At 69.6% G+C, this 16227-nt stretch carries 13 protein-coding genes and 1 pseudogene; 7 read left to right on the forward strand and 7 right to left on the reverse strand.

Annotated elements, in window-relative coordinates; genetic code table 11:
- Together ABD207_RS12240 and ABD207_RS12245 are read right to left on the reverse strand one after the other, a co-directional pair.
- Nucleotides 1-279 (reverse strand): transposase (locus ABD207_RS12240; protein ID WP_344012433.1); only part of this gene is annotated, 279 nt, incomplete at its 3' end.
- Between the two features lie 243 nt (nt 280-522).
- Nucleotides 523-852, reverse strand: a complete 330-nt coding sequence (locus tag ABD207_RS12245; RefSeq protein ID WP_344012435.1) for a hypothetical protein — start codon at nt 850-852, stop codon at nt 523-525.
- Nucleotides 853-2033: 1181 nt separating this feature from the next.
- Between ABD207_RS12245 and ABD207_RS12250 the strand changes: the two genes are divergently transcribed.
- Nucleotides 2034-2369, forward strand: a complete 336-nt coding sequence (locus tag ABD207_RS12250) for a hypothetical protein (protein WP_344012436.1) — start codon at nt 2034-2036, stop codon at nt 2367-2369.
- Between the two features lie 509 nt (nt 2370-2878).
- The gene (locus ABD207_RS12255) at nt 2879-3403 is read left to right on the forward strand and encodes a P-loop nucleotide/nucleoside kinase family protein (protein ID WP_344012439.1); all 525 of its coding nucleotides are present in this window, start codon (nt 2879-2881) and stop codon (nt 3401-3403) included.
- Nucleotides 3404-4282: 879 nt separating this feature from the next.
- Here ABD207_RS12255 and ABD207_RS12260 read toward each other — a convergent pair.
- A pseudogene (locus tag ABD207_RS12260) lies at nt 4283-4946 on the reverse strand (maleylpyruvate isomerase N-terminal domain-containing protein).
- 885 nt (nt 4947-5831) lie between these two features.
- Between ABD207_RS12260 and ABD207_RS12265 the strand changes: the two are divergent.
- Nucleotides 5832-6524 (forward strand): response regulator transcription factor, encoded by a 693-nt coding sequence (locus ABD207_RS12265; protein WP_344012441.1) that lies wholly within the window; start codon nt 5832-5834, stop codon nt 6522-6524.
- A gap of 227 nt (nt 6525-6751) precedes the next feature.
- Nucleotides 6752-7147 carry a VOC family protein gene (locus ABD207_RS12270; protein ID WP_344012442.1) on the forward strand — a complete coding sequence of 132 codons (396 nt, stop codon included), beginning with the start codon at nt 6752-6754 and terminating at the stop codon, nt 7145-7147.
- A gap of 90 nt (nt 7148-7237) precedes the next feature.
- Here the strand turns inward: ABD207_RS12270 and ABD207_RS12275 are convergent, their stop codons facing one another.
- Together ABD207_RS12275 and ABD207_RS12280 are read right to left on the reverse strand one after the other, a co-directional pair.
- On the reverse strand, nt 7238-7771 hold the full coding sequence (locus ABD207_RS12275) for a DUF6223 family protein (protein WP_344012444.1): 534 nt from the start codon (nt 7769-7771) through the stop codon (nt 7238-7240).
- 113 nt (nt 7772-7884) lie between these two features.
- Nucleotides 7885-10071, reverse strand: a complete 2187-nt coding sequence (locus ABD207_RS12280) for an MMPL family transporter (RefSeq protein ID WP_344012446.1) — start codon at nt 10069-10071, stop codon at nt 7885-7887.
- 256 nt (nt 10072-10327) lie between these two features.
- Here ABD207_RS12280 and ABD207_RS12285 point away from each other — a divergent pair, with 256 nt between their 5' ends.
- A complete protein-coding gene (locus tag ABD207_RS12285; protein WP_344012448.1) occupies nt 10328-11590 on the forward strand; it encodes a sensor histidine kinase in 1263 nt (420 codons plus the stop codon).
- A 63-nt stretch (nt 11591-11653) separates the two neighbouring features.
- Here ABD207_RS12285 and ABD207_RS12290 read toward each other — a convergent pair whose 3' ends face one another.
- The gene (locus tag ABD207_RS12290; protein WP_344012449.1) at nt 11654-12697 is read right to left on the reverse strand and encodes an alpha/beta hydrolase; all 1044 of its coding nucleotides are present in this window, start codon (nt 12695-12697) and stop codon (nt 11654-11656) included.
- Between the two features lie 292 nt (nt 12698-12989).
- On the opposite strand from ABD207_RS12290, the gene ABD207_RS12295 reads away from it, so the two are divergent.
- Entirely contained in the window at nt 12990-13709 is a 720-nt protein-coding gene (locus ABD207_RS12295) for a class I SAM-dependent methyltransferase (RefSeq protein WP_344012451.1), read from the forward strand.
- 120 nt (nt 13710-13829) lie between these two features.
- Here ABD207_RS12295 and ABD207_RS12300 read toward each other — a convergent pair whose 3' ends face one another.
- Nucleotides 13830-15269, reverse strand: a complete 1440-nt coding sequence (locus tag ABD207_RS12300) for a BTAD domain-containing putative transcriptional regulator (protein ID WP_486388834.1) — start codon at nt 15267-15269, stop codon at nt 13830-13832.
- 78 nt (nt 15270-15347) lie between these two features.
- Here ABD207_RS12300 and ABD207_RS12305 point away from each other — a divergent pair, with 78 nt between their 5' ends.
- The gene (locus ABD207_RS12305; protein WP_344012453.1) at nt 15348-15857 is read left to right on the forward strand and encodes a hypothetical protein; all 510 of its coding nucleotides are present in this window, start codon (nt 15348-15350) and stop codon (nt 15855-15857) included.
- Nucleotides 15858-16227 lie beyond the last annotated feature (370 nt).

Here is a 16227-nt window from a genome sequence, read left to right on the forward strand (position 1 = left end):
AACGGCTGGTGGCCCGCTCCGCCCGCGGCCTTCCAAATCACCGATGCTGCGCGCTGGAAGGTGGAGCTCGGCGAGCAGCCCCGTCACCTGCCAATGGCGGGCAAAGGCATGCACACGCCGGTACGGCGGGAAATCCGCTGGCAGGTTGGCCCACTTGACGCCGTTGTCGGCCACATAGCGGACCGCGTCCAACATCACGCGGTGGCAGTAGCCCTCCGGCCGCCCGCCCGCCCCTGAAACCATGCCGGAATGGGCAGCAACGGCCGGATGACCTGCCACTCCGCCTCCGTCATGTCGGAGGCGTATCACCGCACGTGCTCCGGCCCGTCCGCCGCGTTGCCGAACCTGTGCGCGAGGCAGTCACACGACAGGGACTGCGCGTTGGACTCCACACACGCAAGCGCGAAAGACTGCGGCAACTACCAAAAGGCCCTGCTGTCGTGCGCCGGCTCTCGCGCCATCAGCCGAACAGGAACCCTGTTCGACCAGGCCAGCCCACGTGATCGATAAGCGGATGGCTTCTCAGTGCAGTCTCTTCCCCATACGCGCTGAAGACTTCTCCGTGTCCTTGGTGTGCCACCACTCGAACAGGTAGGTGCGCACCAGGAACCCGAGGTAATTCAGGGTGTCCTCGGAGAGGTCTCCGCTCACCAGACTCGCTTCATGACCCTGGTAATCAAGTGAGACTTCCCAGAGCTGCCCTGAGACGCTGACCCGGATTTTCAGGAGCAATTCAGAGAAAACGGACTGCACCTTCACATCAAGGACATCAAGAGAGGTTCCTCCTCCCTCGCTCTGCAGTCCTGAAAGCTTTCGGGTGAGCGCTTCCCTTACTTGCTCCGGGGTGGCCATATGGACCCTTTCAGCACTTTGCCGCTGCGCTTGCTGAAGCTGCAGCTACGGCCGGGGTTGTGTGCTCTACCGTGGCCGTGATGATTCCCTGGGGCGTCAGACCCCCCGGCTTCCCTCCAAGGGGGCCCTTGTCGACGACCACCTTGAAGTTCTTCCTCGGCTTCGAGGAGCAGCCGGTGCCCACCTTGTACCGGTAGTACACCCCAGGAGACTTCTCGTAGCCGTTGAAGAGTGTGTCGCTGATCTTGTTCTTGAAGCTGTTGCTCCAACATCCACGCTCAACTATGTGGTTGTAGCCGAAGACTTCGTTCCGCAGCGCAGGGCATCTTGCTCGGGCCGATCCAGAAGGTGTAGGCGACCTTTGAATAGTGCTTCGACTTGCAGGGATTTGACGCGCCCGCTGAGACCGCTGCAGGCAATTCGGTGGATGCGTTCGCGGGTATGGGTGCGGCTAGCAGGAGAGTAGCTCCTGCTGCCGTGATGAACGTCGCGGGGGGCTTGCGGGAATACGTAGCACGCACGTCTTCACCCTTCGATTCTGTTGTTTCTGTATATCTTCTGTGGGCCTGCTTATGCTCCCCTTCTGGGACTTACATTTGCAAGAAACCTCCGCGTGATCATGCTCACGTTCCGGAGTGGAACCGATACGCTGAGCTGTCCATCTCGGCTGAAGTGCCTGGTGTGCTCGAGGAGGGGGCAGACGGCCGCGTGCCCGTGGGCGAGCTCGGCCCGGCCCGCGGAGGAGGTCCGGATCACCCGCAAGGCGCTGCTGGAGTCGCCCGGCAACGCCGCGGCGAGCTCGCTTGCCCCTCCCGGAAATCCGAACCGGACATCAAGTCATGTACCCGGCAGCTCCAACGAGATGGGCACTCGGGGATGCGGGCTGTCGGCCGATCCCACAGTGCCATGGTGGACGGTGAGCGCCCGAGCCGAAGCGGAACTCTCACCTCGGCGCTCGAAGGGCATGACCGTCACTCGTGACCGGGCGGGGGCGGGGGCGGGGACTGATACTGGCGGGCTCGCCTATTCAACTGTCGCCAGTTGCCCGGAGAGCCGAGCCGATCGGTCACTATGTGTGATCACCCGGGGCGTATCGGCTCCAGGTATCGCCCCCTTTGGACGCGAGTCGGTTGGGGCCATGAGAGGATGCCGCTCCTTTGTTGGTCTCACTGGAGTGTGACGTGAGCGATTTCGACGAGCTCAAGCCCCATCTGGTTGATGACGGCAAGACGGTCGCACTGACATGCGCTCTGACATGTATGGTCCTGGTCTTCGGCTTTCCTTTGGCGTTCTGGTGGTTCAAGGGCGAACAGCTACGAATGTCCGACGACTACGCTGCGATCAGCTCTGCGGTCTCGGGAGCTCTTCTCTTGATCGGAGCCGTCGAGATCGCCGTTGCCCAAGGGCGAATCAAGGGTCTGCTCTTGCGCAGGGCCAGCGAGGTGGAGGAGAGAGGCCAGATCCTTAACCGTGGGTTGGGTCCTTCCTCGGCGGGAGCTGCTCCGGCGGTCACGTAGCGAGCTGGAAAGCTGGGTCTTCGTGTCGGCTCTGATGGCAGTCGCCTTGTCGCTGACTGCTTTGTGGGCAGCTATAGATGGCCACGGTCCTGCGCGATGGCTTGCGTGGGTGCTGTGGCTGTCCAATTCCCTGGCGCTGTGTTCCCTGGTGTGGAGCACAGGCATGAAAGTCCGTCATCGGCTCACAGATCTGGTCCTTGCGCTGGAAGATGAAGAGCAGCGGTTTGTGGAGTTCGTCCGTGATGGCGTCGAGCGCCAGCTCGAAGTCGTGGAGTTTGCTGCCACTGGCTCAGGCAGACTGACACACGGGACGGCCTCCCCTACTACCGAGCCCTCAAGCCGCTGCTCGACACCCACGCCGAGCAGTTGGCCACTACGATCGACCGCAACCTTTCGGGATAGACAGCACCTGATCTTGGTGGTTGACACCACTCTGAGAGACGCCGAAGCCATGCCGGATTTCCTACTCTGCCTGTCCCCGCGGCCCGCACGAGGCTAGCGTCCAGTCCATGATCGTATGGCTCAACGGCACCCATGGCGCAGGCAAGACGACGACCAGTGCGCTCGTGCAGCAGCTGATCCCGGACTCACGGGTGTTCGACGCCGAGAAGGTCGGCGAAACACTCATGGACATCACGCCAGGGCTGCCCGCGACGGACAACTTCCAGCACTGGCCGCCGTGGCGACCACTCGTAGTAGAGACCGCCCGACGCGTCCTCGACTACACCGGCGGCACCCTGGTGATGCCCATGACGGTCCTGGTCGAGCAGTACTGGCGCGAGATCAGCTCGGGCTTTGCCCGGCACGCCATTCACGTCCGGCACTTCGTCCTCCATGCCGACCAGGACACCCTCCGCGGGCGCATCGCGGGCGACACCGTTCTTGGCCCCAACTCCCCATTCCGTCTCCAATACCTCGAGCCCTACGCCGAAGCGGCCCGCACGTGGCTGCACGCCGAAGCCGAGGTCGTCGACACCACGCATCTCAGCCCCGCCCAGGCCGCCCAGCAGATCGCGGAAGCCGTCAAGAGTTGAGAGAACGACCTTCCGGCGTCAAACCTCGCAGGTGACAACAAGCCTGCCTATGTGACAGCTATCCTGCTCCGGCTCAGCAGGGTCAGGCAACCGGCCCAGCACGGTCGCCGCTCACAGGTCGAAGGCGAAGTGCTCGATGTCGACGAACCGGATCTCCTCCAGCTCCCGGCGCGGCGGCCGCCGGCCCGGACGTACACCACCTTGAGTGCTTGAGCGGTGAGATGCTGGAGCTGCTCACTGCAACAGGCCTCGCTGCAAGCTGCAGCAGCGCGAACCCCCTTACCTGGATTCCGGCCTGTCTCGACCATGGGCCAATGGCCGACACGCACTCCTAGGGGTGGCTCCTGGATACGGCACTGACCGCGCGCCATGGTGTCGTGGTGCCGACCGGGGCCTCGGCGAACTGTATGTGCATTGCCGGATGCCGACCGAGACCGTAGGCAGGGCAGGTCGGGGCGGGGACGCTGCGGATGAGCAATCCGTACTCAACCCGGCCGGCCCGTGCCCCGCCTGCGGGGCCCCGGTACGCGGGCGCACTCCCCCGGCTCCGCAGAGCACGGGACGTCGAGCAGAGCCGAGGGCGCGCGCTGCTCCGCTGTCACGGTCAGTGAACGAAAACGGTGCGCGAGGGAGCAGGGGCACCGGGAAGGGCGTGTGGTGCAAGCGGATCAGCGGGCGCAGTCTCCCATCCGCTCCGCCCGCACTCCGCTCCGCTCCGCGTGAATGCTGCTGACATTCCAGCCGCCCGCATCGGACAGGCCGGACATCAAGAAGAAGCATCCCTCGCAGGGGGCGGTGCGGATCTGCAAAGACGCATCGTCCCGCGACCGCGAGGACGGCGGCGGTTTCACCGGTCCCCGGGCCGCCGCCGTTGCCCGGTCAGCCCAGGACCAGCGGCAGCCATCCGGTCAGGGCACCCGCTCCCAGCATCGCGGTCTCGCCCGCGGTGGGCGCACGCCGGCCCGTGCCGATCAGCAGGGCGTCCGTGTCGGAAAGAGCACCGGGGAAGGGGTCGCCCGCGATCCGCTCCAGCGCACAGCGCGCCGCCGCCAGGGTCTCGGCGGGCGGGCGGGGAACGCAGGGCAGGTGGGCGATCAGGTCCAGGTGGTGCAGCGTCCACTCCAGGACATACGCCGACAGGTAGTCCCGGGCGGTCAGCACCTTGTCTTTGGTACGCACGCGGGCGGCCGGATCGGCCAGTTCGGCTGCCCGCCCGGCCGCCGAACCCACATCGTCCAGGTGGAACTTCAGCAGCGCGGGGGTCGCCATAGGCTGCAGCCAGACGCGGAATCAGCGCGTCCAGCGGGTCCTCCCCGTTCGGCGGCCCGACGAGGTCCCCGTAGGTGGTCGCGTCCGCCGTCGGTTCGCTGCCGGCCGGGGTGACGAGAGTGATCAGGACATCCTGCGCGTCGATGACCAGATGGCACACCAGATCCCGCACCCGCCAGCCACGGCAGCCGGAGGGCCGGTCGAAGTCCTCGTCCGCAACAGCGGACACGGCATCGAGCAGGGCACTCAAGGAACGGCAGAAGTCGGCAGTCATCGGGGCAGCAACCGGGATCGGGGTCAGGGGCGGAGGCGGGGCCGGTTCGGGTCGAGGCGGCTGGGGGATGCGGCGGGAACCGAAGTGGGCGGCGGCGCCGCGACGGTGTGGAGTCGTGGAGTTGTGCAGGCCTTGGTCATCTGCCGGGACCGGCCCGGCCGGCCTGCTCGGTGGGCGTGAACGGCGCCCGCAGGGCGATCGTAACCGGGCGCGGTCCCCCTTTTTCCGGTGGCCCGCTCCCCGGCTCCAGCCCCGCGCCCGCGCCATCGGGGTCGCAGCGGGCCGCAGCGGCCGGGCAGGCGGAAAGAGCCGTGACCCGGGTCCCGGGGGCACGGCTCTTGGCTGCGGCGATGACCCGCAGGAGGCACCGCCGTTTCCGCGGACGCGGGGGAGTGGGCGGATTTCAGTGCTCGCAGCGGGTAGAACGGCCGCCCGCAGAACCGCTCGTCGTGCTCGTCGACGAAGAACCCGCGTTCCCGCACGAGCTGTCCGCGGTAAGCCCTGACCTCCTTCCAGGCTCGTCATCGTCGAGGTTCCAGACCACGGCCGCCAGAGCGGCACATCAAGAGCGGAGACGACCCGCCGGGAAGGGGCGACCGGGAAGAACGCCAGGAACTTACGGTAGCCCCGGACGCATTGGGGTCCTACAGGCAGAACGGGCCCACCCAGGGCTGCAGCATATTCGGAAAGGCCAGGCACCGGGCCCGCCGGCACCGCCACGAACCCACCTGGTTCAACACACCAACAACCACACACCCACCCGAGCGGTCGTTGGGTGCCTACGCACATGCGCGTAGGCGCAGTCTGATGGGCGCGCTTCTCGTCGTAGGCGGTCACGATGCGGTGTGTACGTGGCGGCGCAGGTCCCGGCAGTATGATCCGGGCATGAGCGCAGCAGATCCGTCCTCGCTCGGCCGCGCCCCGATCAAGGTTCTGCTCGCCGATGACGAGCATCTTGTCCGGTCCGGGTTCAAGGTGCTGATCGACGTCGAGGACGACATCGAGGTCGTCGGGGAAGCCACCAACGGTGCCGAGACCGTGGAGCAGGCGCGTGCGACCCGGCCGGACGTCGTGCTCATGGACATCCGCATGCCGAAGCTGGACGGGATCCAGGCGACCGAGCAGATCGTCAAGACGCCCGGCCTGAATCATGTGCGGGTGCTGATCCTCACCACGTACGAGACGGATGCGTACGTCTTCGAGGCGCTGCAGGCCGGTGCCAGCGGTTTCCTGCTGAAGGACGCCGGGCCGGCCGAGTTGCTCCATGCCATCCGGGTCGTGGCCGCCGGGGACGCGCTGCTCGCTCCGCGGATCACCCGGCGTCTGATCGGGCAGTTCACCGCACAGCGGGTCGCCGCGCGGGCCGCCGAGGAGCGGCTGTCGGTGCTGACTCAGCGTGAGCGTGAGGTGCTGGCGCTGGTGGGTCAGGGGCTGAGCAATGACGAGATCGGTGCCGAGCTGTGTCTGAGCCCGGCCACGGCGCGGACCCATGTCAGCCATGCGATGGCGAAGCTGGGGGCGCGGGACCGCGCGCAGCTGGTCGTGATCGCCTATCGCACGGGGCTCGTCAGTCCTTGAGGTCGCGGGCGTGTCGGGCGGGGCTTCCGTGGCGATCGGCGGCGGTGGCCCGGCCCTCGCCCGGGGGTGCATGGTCCGTTCACGGGATTTTGGCCTGTCGTTGCCGAATGGCGTGGCGCGCACCGAGTGGTCGGGGCCTATGCTCCGGCGGACAAGAGGGCCGTAAAGGGGCGGGCGCTTTTTTGCTCGCCGTGCATTCGGCCGACAGTCGCCGTGAGGAGATCCGCATGTCCGGTCCCGACAGCGAGGGCGGCCTGGCGAGCGTCCGCTACATCGTCGACGACGTGCAGGACGCGATCGACTTCTACACCACTCATCTCGGCTTCATGGTGCTCAACGCCTTCCCGCCGGCGTTCGCCGACGTCGTACGCGGGACGCTGCGGCTGCTGCTGTCCGGTCCGACCAGCTCGGGGGCGCGCGCCACGCCCGGGGACGCTGCCGTCGCCGGGCGCAATCGCATTCATCTGATCGTCGACGATCTGGAGGCCGAGCGGGAACGGCTTGAGCGGGCGGGGGTGGTGATGCGCAGCGACATCGTCTCGGGGCCCGGCGGGCGCCAGTTCCTGGTGGCCGACCCGGCGGGCAATCTCGTCGAGCTGTTCACTCCGGCAGAGCGGAGTTAGTGGGGAGCATGGGGTGAACGACGCCGCCCCGGTCGCCGCGTGTGTGGCGGCCGGGGCGGGGTCGGGAGCCGGGTTGCGGTGCGAGAACGGTCAGGCGGTGCGGCGTGCGCGGAGCAGCGCGAGGGTGCCGGTGAGTATGGCTGCTGCTCCCAGCGCCACGGCGATCATGGCGCCGCCCTGACCGTTGCCGGTGCCGACGGCAGCGTCGGACCCGGCGAGCACGACACCGCCGACGACGGAGCCGGCGAGGCCGAGCCCCAGGGCGGCGAAGGCTGTGCCTGGCCCCTTTCGGCTGCTGGCGCGGCGGGCTGTGCGCAGTGCCTGCACGCCGGCGACCACGCCGGTCAGGGTCAGCAGGAGGGCCACGAAGGACACGCCGCGGCCGCCGCCGCTGTCGACCTGGGCGAGCGGGAGCGGGGCGGCTGCTGCCGGGGAGGCGAGTGCCGGGAGGGCGAGCAGGGCCGCCGGTACGGCGAGGGACAAACGGAGGAACGGGCGGAGGAACGAGAGGGGGAAGGAGAGGGGGAAGGCGCGGGTGAAGGAACGGGGGAAGGAACGGGGGAAGGCGCGGGTGAAGGAACGAGGGAAGGAACGGGGGAAGGAACGGCGGAGGGGCCTGGACATGGGATTTCCTTTCGTGTGCGGGGCGGTGGGAGTCGGTCGGCAGGTCGGCGATTGTGGCGCGCGCCGGGGGCGGGGTGGGATTGGTGTGGTGATGGGGGCCGGGGCGGAGGGGGTCAGACTCTGACCGCTTCCTCGACCTCGGCGGGGGGTTCGGTGGCGGTCGTCTTCGGTGTCCGGCGTCCGGGCATCCACCAGTTGGCCTTGCCGCACAGTTCCATCACGGCGGGCACGAGCACCATGCGGACGACGGTGGCGTCGATGAGGACGGCGACCGCCATGCCCAGGCCTCCCTGTTTGACGGAGATGTCGTGGCCGAGCAGTGAGGTGGTGAAGACGGCGATCATGATGGCCGCGGCGGCGGTGATGACCCTGGCGGTGCCCGCCAGTCCCCGGGCGACAGCGAGGCGCGTGTCGCCGGTCCGCTGGTACTCCTCGCGGACCCGGGAGATCAGGAACACCTGGTAGTCCATCGACAGGCCGAACAGCACCGGGAACATCATCATGGGCACCCAGGTGGTGACCGGCATGGCGGTGGGGAACCCGAGGGCGGGGCCGAGCCATCCCCATTGCACGACCGCCACCACGACGCCGTAGGCGGCGCCGATCGACAGCAGGTTCATCACGGCGGCCTGCACGGCGATGGTGAGCGACCGGACCAGTGCGATGAGCAGCAGCATGGACACGGCGATCACGACGGCGATCATCAGGGGCAGGCGGGATGCGGCCTCGTCGGCGGCGTCGATGGTGCTCGCGTTGGGTCCGCCGAGGAGGACGTGCTCGCCTCCGGGGGTGCGGGGCAGGACGTCGTCGCGCAGCTCGTGCACCAGGTTCGCGGTGGCCTCGTCCTGGTAGCCGGTGGTGGGGAAGGCGGTGAAGGTGACGGCCTGTCCGTCCTCGCTGGTGCGCGGCGGTGTGACGGTGGCGATGCCGTCGGTGCGGGCGACCGCGTGGACGACGGTACGCAGGTCGGTGTTGCCGGGGCCGGTTTCGGCGGCGAAGACGAGGGGGGCTCCGTATCCCGGGCCGAAGCCGTCGGACAGGATGTCGTAGGCGATGTAGCTGCTCCTGTCGTGGGGCTGCACGCTGGCGTCGGGCTGGCTCAGCCGCATCGACAGGACGGGAACGGACAGGACGAGGAGGCTGGTGCCGGCGAGCAGTGCCGCGGTCAGCGGCCTGCGCTGCACCACGCCGGCCCAGCGCTCGGCGAAGGCGGGGCGGCGGGACCCGGGTGCCGCGCCGGGCCGCTGCTCGCGCCGGGGTGTACGGCGGGGCAGGCGCATCGCGTTGATCCTGTGGCCGGTGAAGCCCAGGAGGGCGGGCAGCAGCGTGACCGCGCCGATCATGGTGACGAGCACCGCGACGGAGGTGGCGGCGGCGACTCCGGTCATCAGCCGCTGTCCCATGACGACCAGGCCCATCAGCGCGATGACCACCGTGGTGCCGGCGAACAGCACCGCTCGGCCGGCGGTGGCGATGGCCTTGACCGTGGCGTGCTCGGGGTTGTCGCCGTCCCGGAGGGCGTCCTTGTAGCGGGTCACGATGAACAGCGCGTAGTCGATGCCGACTCCGAGCCCGACCATCGCGCCGAAGGCCACGGTGAAGTCCGGCGCGGGGACGAGGTGGCCGACCAGTTTGATCAGCGCGAGGCCGCCAAGTATGGCGAGGAGAGCGGTCACGATCGGCAGCCCCATGGCCACCAGGGACCCGAACGCGATGAAGAGGATCACCGCTGCCGCCACGATGCCCACGCTCTCGACGGGTCCTTGCGGGGGTGTCTCGGCCTTCTCGGCCATGTAGCCGCCGAGGGCGAGGGTGACGTTGTCGTCGGAGGCGTCCTTGACCAGGTCGACCAGCGGCTTGACCTCGGACTTCTCGACCTCCTTGGCGCTCAGCGGGATCGTGGTGCGGGCGATGCGGCGGTCGTCCGTCACCAGGGTGTCGTCCTGGTAGGGGGAGGTCACCGGTCCGGTGACGGGCGAATCGGCGAGGGCGGTGATGGTTTTCTCGATCTTCTGCCGGACGGCTGGGTGGTCGATGCCCCTGTCGGTCCGGATGGCCAGGGTCAGTCTGTCGCCCTGCTCCTGCGGGAAGTGCCGGGCCATCAGCTTCTGCGCCTTGGCCGACTGCGAGCCGCCGCCGGAGAAGTCGTTGTCGGGGGCGGCGCCGTGGCCGAAGCCGACGAAGGCGACGGCGATCACGCCGATGATCCACGTCAGGAGGACCAGGCGACGGCGGCGGAAGCAGGAGCGTCCCAGGCCGGCCAGGGCTCCGTCCGCAGGTGGGGACCCGGTTGTCGTCATCGATCTGCTCCTCGGTCGTCGGGCCGGGTGGTGCGACGGCCCGGATCCCGTCACGGGGGGTGCGGGCCATGGCGGGTGAGGGGTCGTCGCTCGTCACCGCGATCGTGGCGCGCTGGGGAGGGCCCCGGCCTCGGGCGAGGGATGGCGGCATCTACGTAATCGGGCGTACGGGGCTGCGCGGCGACGCGCTTTCCGGCGTAGCGGGACGCGCCGTGGGGCGGACGTCCTGCGGGGACCCGGCCAGTAGCATCGCGGCATGAGACTCCGCCCCGGGTCGTTCTCCCTGCGGGTGCCGGTCCAGGATCTGCTGCTCGCCCTCTTCGTCACCGTGATGCAGGTGCAGGGCACGGTCGTTCTGGCCGCCGCTCGGGGAGCCGAACAGCGTTCTCTCGCCGACCTCGGTCACCTCGGCTTCGCGCTGCTGGTGCTGGGAGGACTGGTCGTCGCCGTGCGGCGTCTGTGGCCCGTCGCGGCGTTCGTGACGGCGGGGGTCGCGAGCCTGGTGTACTACGGGCTCGAGTTCCCGGACGGGTACGGCTGGCTCGGTCTGCTGGTCAGCCTGTACAGCGTCGCCGCCTACGGGGACGGCCGCCGCTCGCTGGTCGTCGCCGGCGCGGGCACGGCGGTCCTGGCGGCCGGATGGCTGTACGCGGCGGCCGACGTGGAGCCGCGCGAGGCCATCGGCTGGGTGTTCTTCCGCATCGGTGTGTCGGTCATGAGCATCGCTCTCGGCGAGTCGGTGCGGTCCCGGCGGGTCATCGCGGCCGAGGCGCAGCTGCGTGCGGAACTGGCGGAGCGGACCCGCGAGGAGGAGGCGCGTGCGCGTGTCGACGCGGAGCGGCTGCGGATCGCGCGCGAGGTGCATGACACGGTCGCCCATGCGATCGCGATCATCAATGTGCAGTCCGGGGTGACGGCGCACGTGCTGGACAAGCGTCCTGAGCAGGCTCGCGAGGCTCTGCGGACCATCGAGCAGACGAGTTCCCGGACGCTGCGGGAGATGCGTGCGATCCTCGGCGTTCTCCGGGGCGGTGAGGACGAGCCCGTGCCGCACGCCGGGCTGGATCAGCTCGACGACCTGGTCGCCGAGGCGCGTGCGGCCGGACTGGATCTCACGCTGCAAGTGGAGCCGCCCGCGGAGCCGTTGCCGAGCGCGGTGGACAGTGCCGCGTACCGCATCCTCCAGGAGTCGATCACCAACGTCATCCGGCACACCGGTCCGACCCGGGTGACGGTCGCGGTGAGCGCGGGGATCGATCATCTGGAGATCCGTGTCACCGACGAGGGCCGCCGCCGCCCGGCTCTGCTGGGTGCCTCCGTCTCCGGGCCGTCCTCCAGCGGTACGGGCGGGCAGGCCGGTACGGGTGGGCAGGCCGGTACGGGCCCCGGCCGCGGGATTCTGGGCATGCGTGAGCGGTGTCATCTGCTCGGCGGGGACTTCGATGCCGGGCCGACCGCAGAGGGAGGCTTCGAGGTGACGGCACGGTTGCCGCTTGCGCCGACCGAGTCGCGGCTTTGATGTCCCACTCCCCCGCGGCCGGTGCTCGTGGCTCTGCCTGAGGTGCGAGAACGGACGAGCCGGTCAGGAGGCCGGGGGTGAGGGCGTTGCTGCGACGACGTCGCAGATGGCGTCGATGACCAGGCGGGGCTGGTAGAGGTAGATGTCGTGGCCGCTGTCGGTGTTCGTGATGTGTTCGCGGGCATCGAGGGACTCGGCCAGCCGCTGCTGGGAGACCAGCCAGTCCTCGAAGGTGACCTGTTCGCCCTTCTTGGCCTCGGGGGGCAGGAGGTCGGTGCGCCATGGCTTGTCCGCGGAGAGTACGACGGCCGGAACGGCCGGTGGGGGCGGCGCGGCGTTGATCTTGCGGAAGGCGTCGAGGATGTGCACGCCTTCCCTCGACTCCGGTGACGTCTGCGCGTTGGACGCGTCCCACGTCTTCACGGCTTCTGCGCCGGCGACCTCGGCCATGCGTTCCGTGACGGCGTCCACCATCACCAGGCCCGCGATGTTCTGCGGGTGCGTGCGGGCGTAGAGGGTGGCGATCAGGCCGCCGTAGGAGTGGGCCACGAGCACGTAGGGGCCTGGCTCGCCGAGGGCGGTGAGCATCGCGCCGAGGTCGTTCACGTCGGCGTCGATGCTGTGGGGCTGTGGCCTGGGGGTGGAGACGTCGGGGCCCTTGACGCGGACGTCGGGGCGGTCGTAGGTGCAGACCCGGGTGGAGCGGGAGACCTGATCGAACACCGAGTCGCTGCTGCGCTCTATGCCGGTGTTCCGCCACGGCAGGTCGTCGCCGGGTGCGTCGTGTGCGGGGTCGTCCGGGTCCAGGATCGACATCCAGTCGTCGGCGCCGTTGCCCTTGCCGGCGATGAGGACGACGGTCGGAGAGCCGCTGCGGGCGTTTGTGCCCTTGCAGGCCGCGTAGATCTTGCGTCCGTCGCCGATGTCGACGAGTCCGCTGACCTCCTCGTCGGCGGGTGCGGTGCTCGTCGTGGCGGCCGGCGCGGGGTCGGGGCCGCTGGTGTCCGCCGCGACGGTGCCGGCTCCGGCGCAGGTCAGGGCGCACATCAGCAGGCCCGCGAGTGCGGCCCGCGTACTGCGGCGGGCATGAGAGGGGCACCAGGACATTCAGCCTCCCGTGGCCGGAGGTGCCGAGGGCAGGGCCGGGGCGGCGGGACGTGCTTTCGACGAAGCGTGTTTTTCGACTTTCATCGTCGCACTGGCGGGTGCCGGGTGCATTTTCGTGGCGCGGTCACTTGGCGTGCCCGGCCGGGCAGTCGGCGGTGACGAGGGGTGCGCCGCGGACTGCTGGGTGCGAGGTTGCGGGCGGGTGAGGGTGTGGTGGCTGAGCGTTAGGTCGGGTGTGGTGGGTGGCGTGGGTGATCGTGTTTCGTGGCCTCCGTCCGGCAGGGGGGTGTGGGTGGTGGATTCGATGGTGGGAGCGGGCGGGGCGGGGGACCAGTGGGCGGATCGGGTGGCGGTTGTGCGTCGTGGGCTGGCGGAGTACGGGCCGCCTCGGAGTCCCGGTGACGGTCCGGATTTTGCCGAGGTCACGCTGCCGGAGCGTGATGGTGATCTGGTGCGTGACCTGCTGATGGAGGAGCGGGTCGGCACGGTGGTCGAGGTCGGGCTCGCGTATGCGAGCTCGGCGCTGGCGATCGGTGAGGCGCTGCTGCGCTCCGGTTCGCTGGGCCCGCGGCATGTGGTGATCGACCCGTTCCAGTACTCGGCGTACGAGGGTGTCGGGTGGGAGCTGCTGTGCAGCGCCGGTCTGGACGGCGTCGTGGAGCTGGTGACCGAGCCGTCGCAGCGCTTTCTTGCCCGGCTGGCCGATGCGGGGTTCGTCGCGGACGCGGCGTTCGTCGACGGCAGTCACCTCTTTCACAACGTGTTCGTCGACCTTCATTTCCTGGGCGAGATCGTCCGGCCGGGCGGTGTCGTGGTGCTCGACGATGTCTGGTGGCCGTCGGTCGCTGCCGCTGTGGCGTATTTCGAGGGTCACCTGGGGTGGGCCCCGCTGGCGGATGCTCTGGCCGGCGGGAGTGCGGATCCGGTCAGTGGGCGGCCTCGGATGGGTGCTTATCGGCTGCCCGATCCGCGGGCGGTGCCGGACTTCAAGGACTTCCGGCCGTTCTGTTGATGCGGGGGGCTCGGCGGTCGGGCCGGGGCTCTCACAGCGGACGTGTGGACTGGCGCTCTCCTGTTCGCTCGCCGGGCCCCATCGTGGGCCGGGCTTCCTTCGCGGTCGCGGTCGCGGCAGTCAGGGGGCGGTGGTTCCGGCTTCTCGAGGGCCGGCCGGGGCCGGGGTGTTGCGTCCGGCGCCGCAGGTTCCCAGGCTGCACCATCTGCGGCGGCCGGAGGTGTCGAGGAAGAGCCATGCACAGTGCGGGCTGGGGCAGGCGCGGACGGTGAGCCGGCGGGGGTCGGCCAGCAGTTCGGCGGCGGCGAGGGCCACGGCGTGCAGGGGAAGACGCAGTCCGGACGCTGATGGCGACGGCTGCCAGCGGGCCAGGCCGTCCTCGCCGCGTATGAAGGAGGACGACCGGATGGCGTCCTGCACGTGTGTGGCCACCGCGCGGAAGGCGTGGCCGTTCTGAGGGTCGGTCAGGCAGGCGTAGAGGTCGGTGCGGAAGCGGCGGGCGTCGTCCAGGACGGCGGTGGCGTCGTCGGGCCGGCCGGCTGCCTGGTCGCGCAGCCGGGTGACCTGACCGGGTGCCATCAGGTCCTGGTGTCCCGCCCAGACGGCGAGGGTGGCGTAGTGGCGCAGCCACTCCGATCCCGGCAGCGGCGGCTGCGTGCCCCAGCCGGCGTAGGTGTTGCAGAACTCCAGCGCCGGATGTCCGCCGGTGCTCCACGGCAGCCACTGGTCGTCGACTCTCACGGCGTGGACGGGGCCCGGGGGGCGGTCCAGGCGGGGGTCGCCGCGGAGGATGCGTTCGTGCAGGGTGTGCAGTTCGCGGCCCGGTTCCACAGCGAGTTCGGCGGCCAGCAGGCGGCGGGTGCGCTCGTAGAGCCGCAGTGCCTCGGCCTGGCGGCCGGTCCGGTACAGGGCGGTCATCTGGGCGGCGACGAGGGCTTCGCGGGTGGGATGCTCGGCGACCGCCGGGGTCAGGTCCGCGATGACGCGCTCGTCCTCGCCCATGTCGAGCCGGGCCTGGGCGCGGTGTTCCGTGAGGGACAGCCGTAGTCCGGTGAGTTCTCCTCCCAGGCGGCTGCGGAGCCGGTCGTCGGCCACGTCGGCGAGCAGGGGGCCCGTCCAGAGGGAGAGAGCGTCGTCGTAGTGGCGGATGCGCTCGGCCGGATCGCCCGTCGCTGCCGCCGCGCTCGCGAGCTCGGTGAAGCGCCGGGCGTCGGTGGTGCAGGTTCCCGGTTCCACGGCGTAGCCGTCGTGGCGGGTGGAGACGCGGACGCCGTACGGTCCGAGGGCGGCGCGCAGGCGGCCGACGTAGGTGTGGACGGTGGCGCGTGCGGATGCGGGCGGGCGGGTGTCCCACAGCAGGTCGATCAGGCGCTCGGTGGTGACGGCGTGGCCGGCTTCCAGGAGCAGTACTGCCAGCAGGCACCGTTCCTGGCGGCGCAGGGCGAGCGGTACCGGCCGTCCGTCGTGGCGGGCGGTGAACGGACCGAGCAGCTGGAACTCCATGGTGGGCCGGGAGCCTAGCAGCGGGCGGGGCGTGCGGTGCGCGGTGTACGGGGGCATGCGGTCAGACGGTGGTCAGGAGCCGGGCGGAGACTGCCGCCCGTTGTCGTTCAAGCTCTGTGCATTCAGGAGGAGATCATGCGACGAACCGCTCTCGCCCCGCTGGCGCTGACCGCGCTGCTGCTCGGTGCGACCCCGGCGGCGGCCGGCACCGCACCGGGCACACCGGGCTGGGAGCCGGCTCCCACCGCGCCCTGGGACGTCGCCGCCGGTGTCCGCTGCGACTTCCCCGTTCACGGCGAGCCGGTCGTGGACGAGGTGGTGCAGCGGGTTCTGAGCACCCACGCCGACGGCTCCCCGAAGCGGGTCGCCTACAAGGGCGACCTGGTCATACGCGTCACCAACACCGAGACCGGGGCGCACTACGACGCCGACGCGAGCGGCACGGCCCTCGTGGAGTACCGGAGCGACGGCTCGCAGTTCTGGACGGTGCACGGGCCGGTGCTGGTGGGTGTCGGTGAGGGCACGCTGCCGCGCGGGCTGTACATCGTGGACGGGGTCTACACGCTGGACATCAGCGCCTCCGGCTACAAGGACGTCCGGCTGCTGCACGCCACCACCGACGATCTGTGTGCGCGCATCGGCTGATCGACTGAGCCGGTCCGGGTGAGCGGACGGGTCGCGGTCAGCCCAGCTGGCGGGCGGCGGTCCGGCTGAGCACGTCGACGAAGGCGCCGGCCAGGCGTACCGGAGGTCTTCGCATGATCAAGCCCGACAGGCTCAACAACGCTCGTGATCAATACACCCAGCCGTCGAGCAAGGAGAGCACGGCGTCAAGGTCGCCGGGACCGCCGTCTCTGATCACCAGGGGGTGGGTGCGGGGTGGCATGATCGCCTCGCTCTCCGGCAGGTGTGTCCCGGCTGATGAGTGTGTGCTCCATGTCTACCCCAGGCGGCTCGGCTTCCGGCTCGGTGCGCACGCGGCCGGTGGTCGCCAGGAGTCCCGAGCGGTCGGGCT

The organism is Streptomyces thermospinosisporus, assembly GCF_039526425.1.
GTDB classification, from domain to species: Bacteria; Actinomycetota; Actinomycetes; order Streptomycetales; family Streptomycetaceae; genus Streptomyces; species Streptomyces thermocarboxydovorans.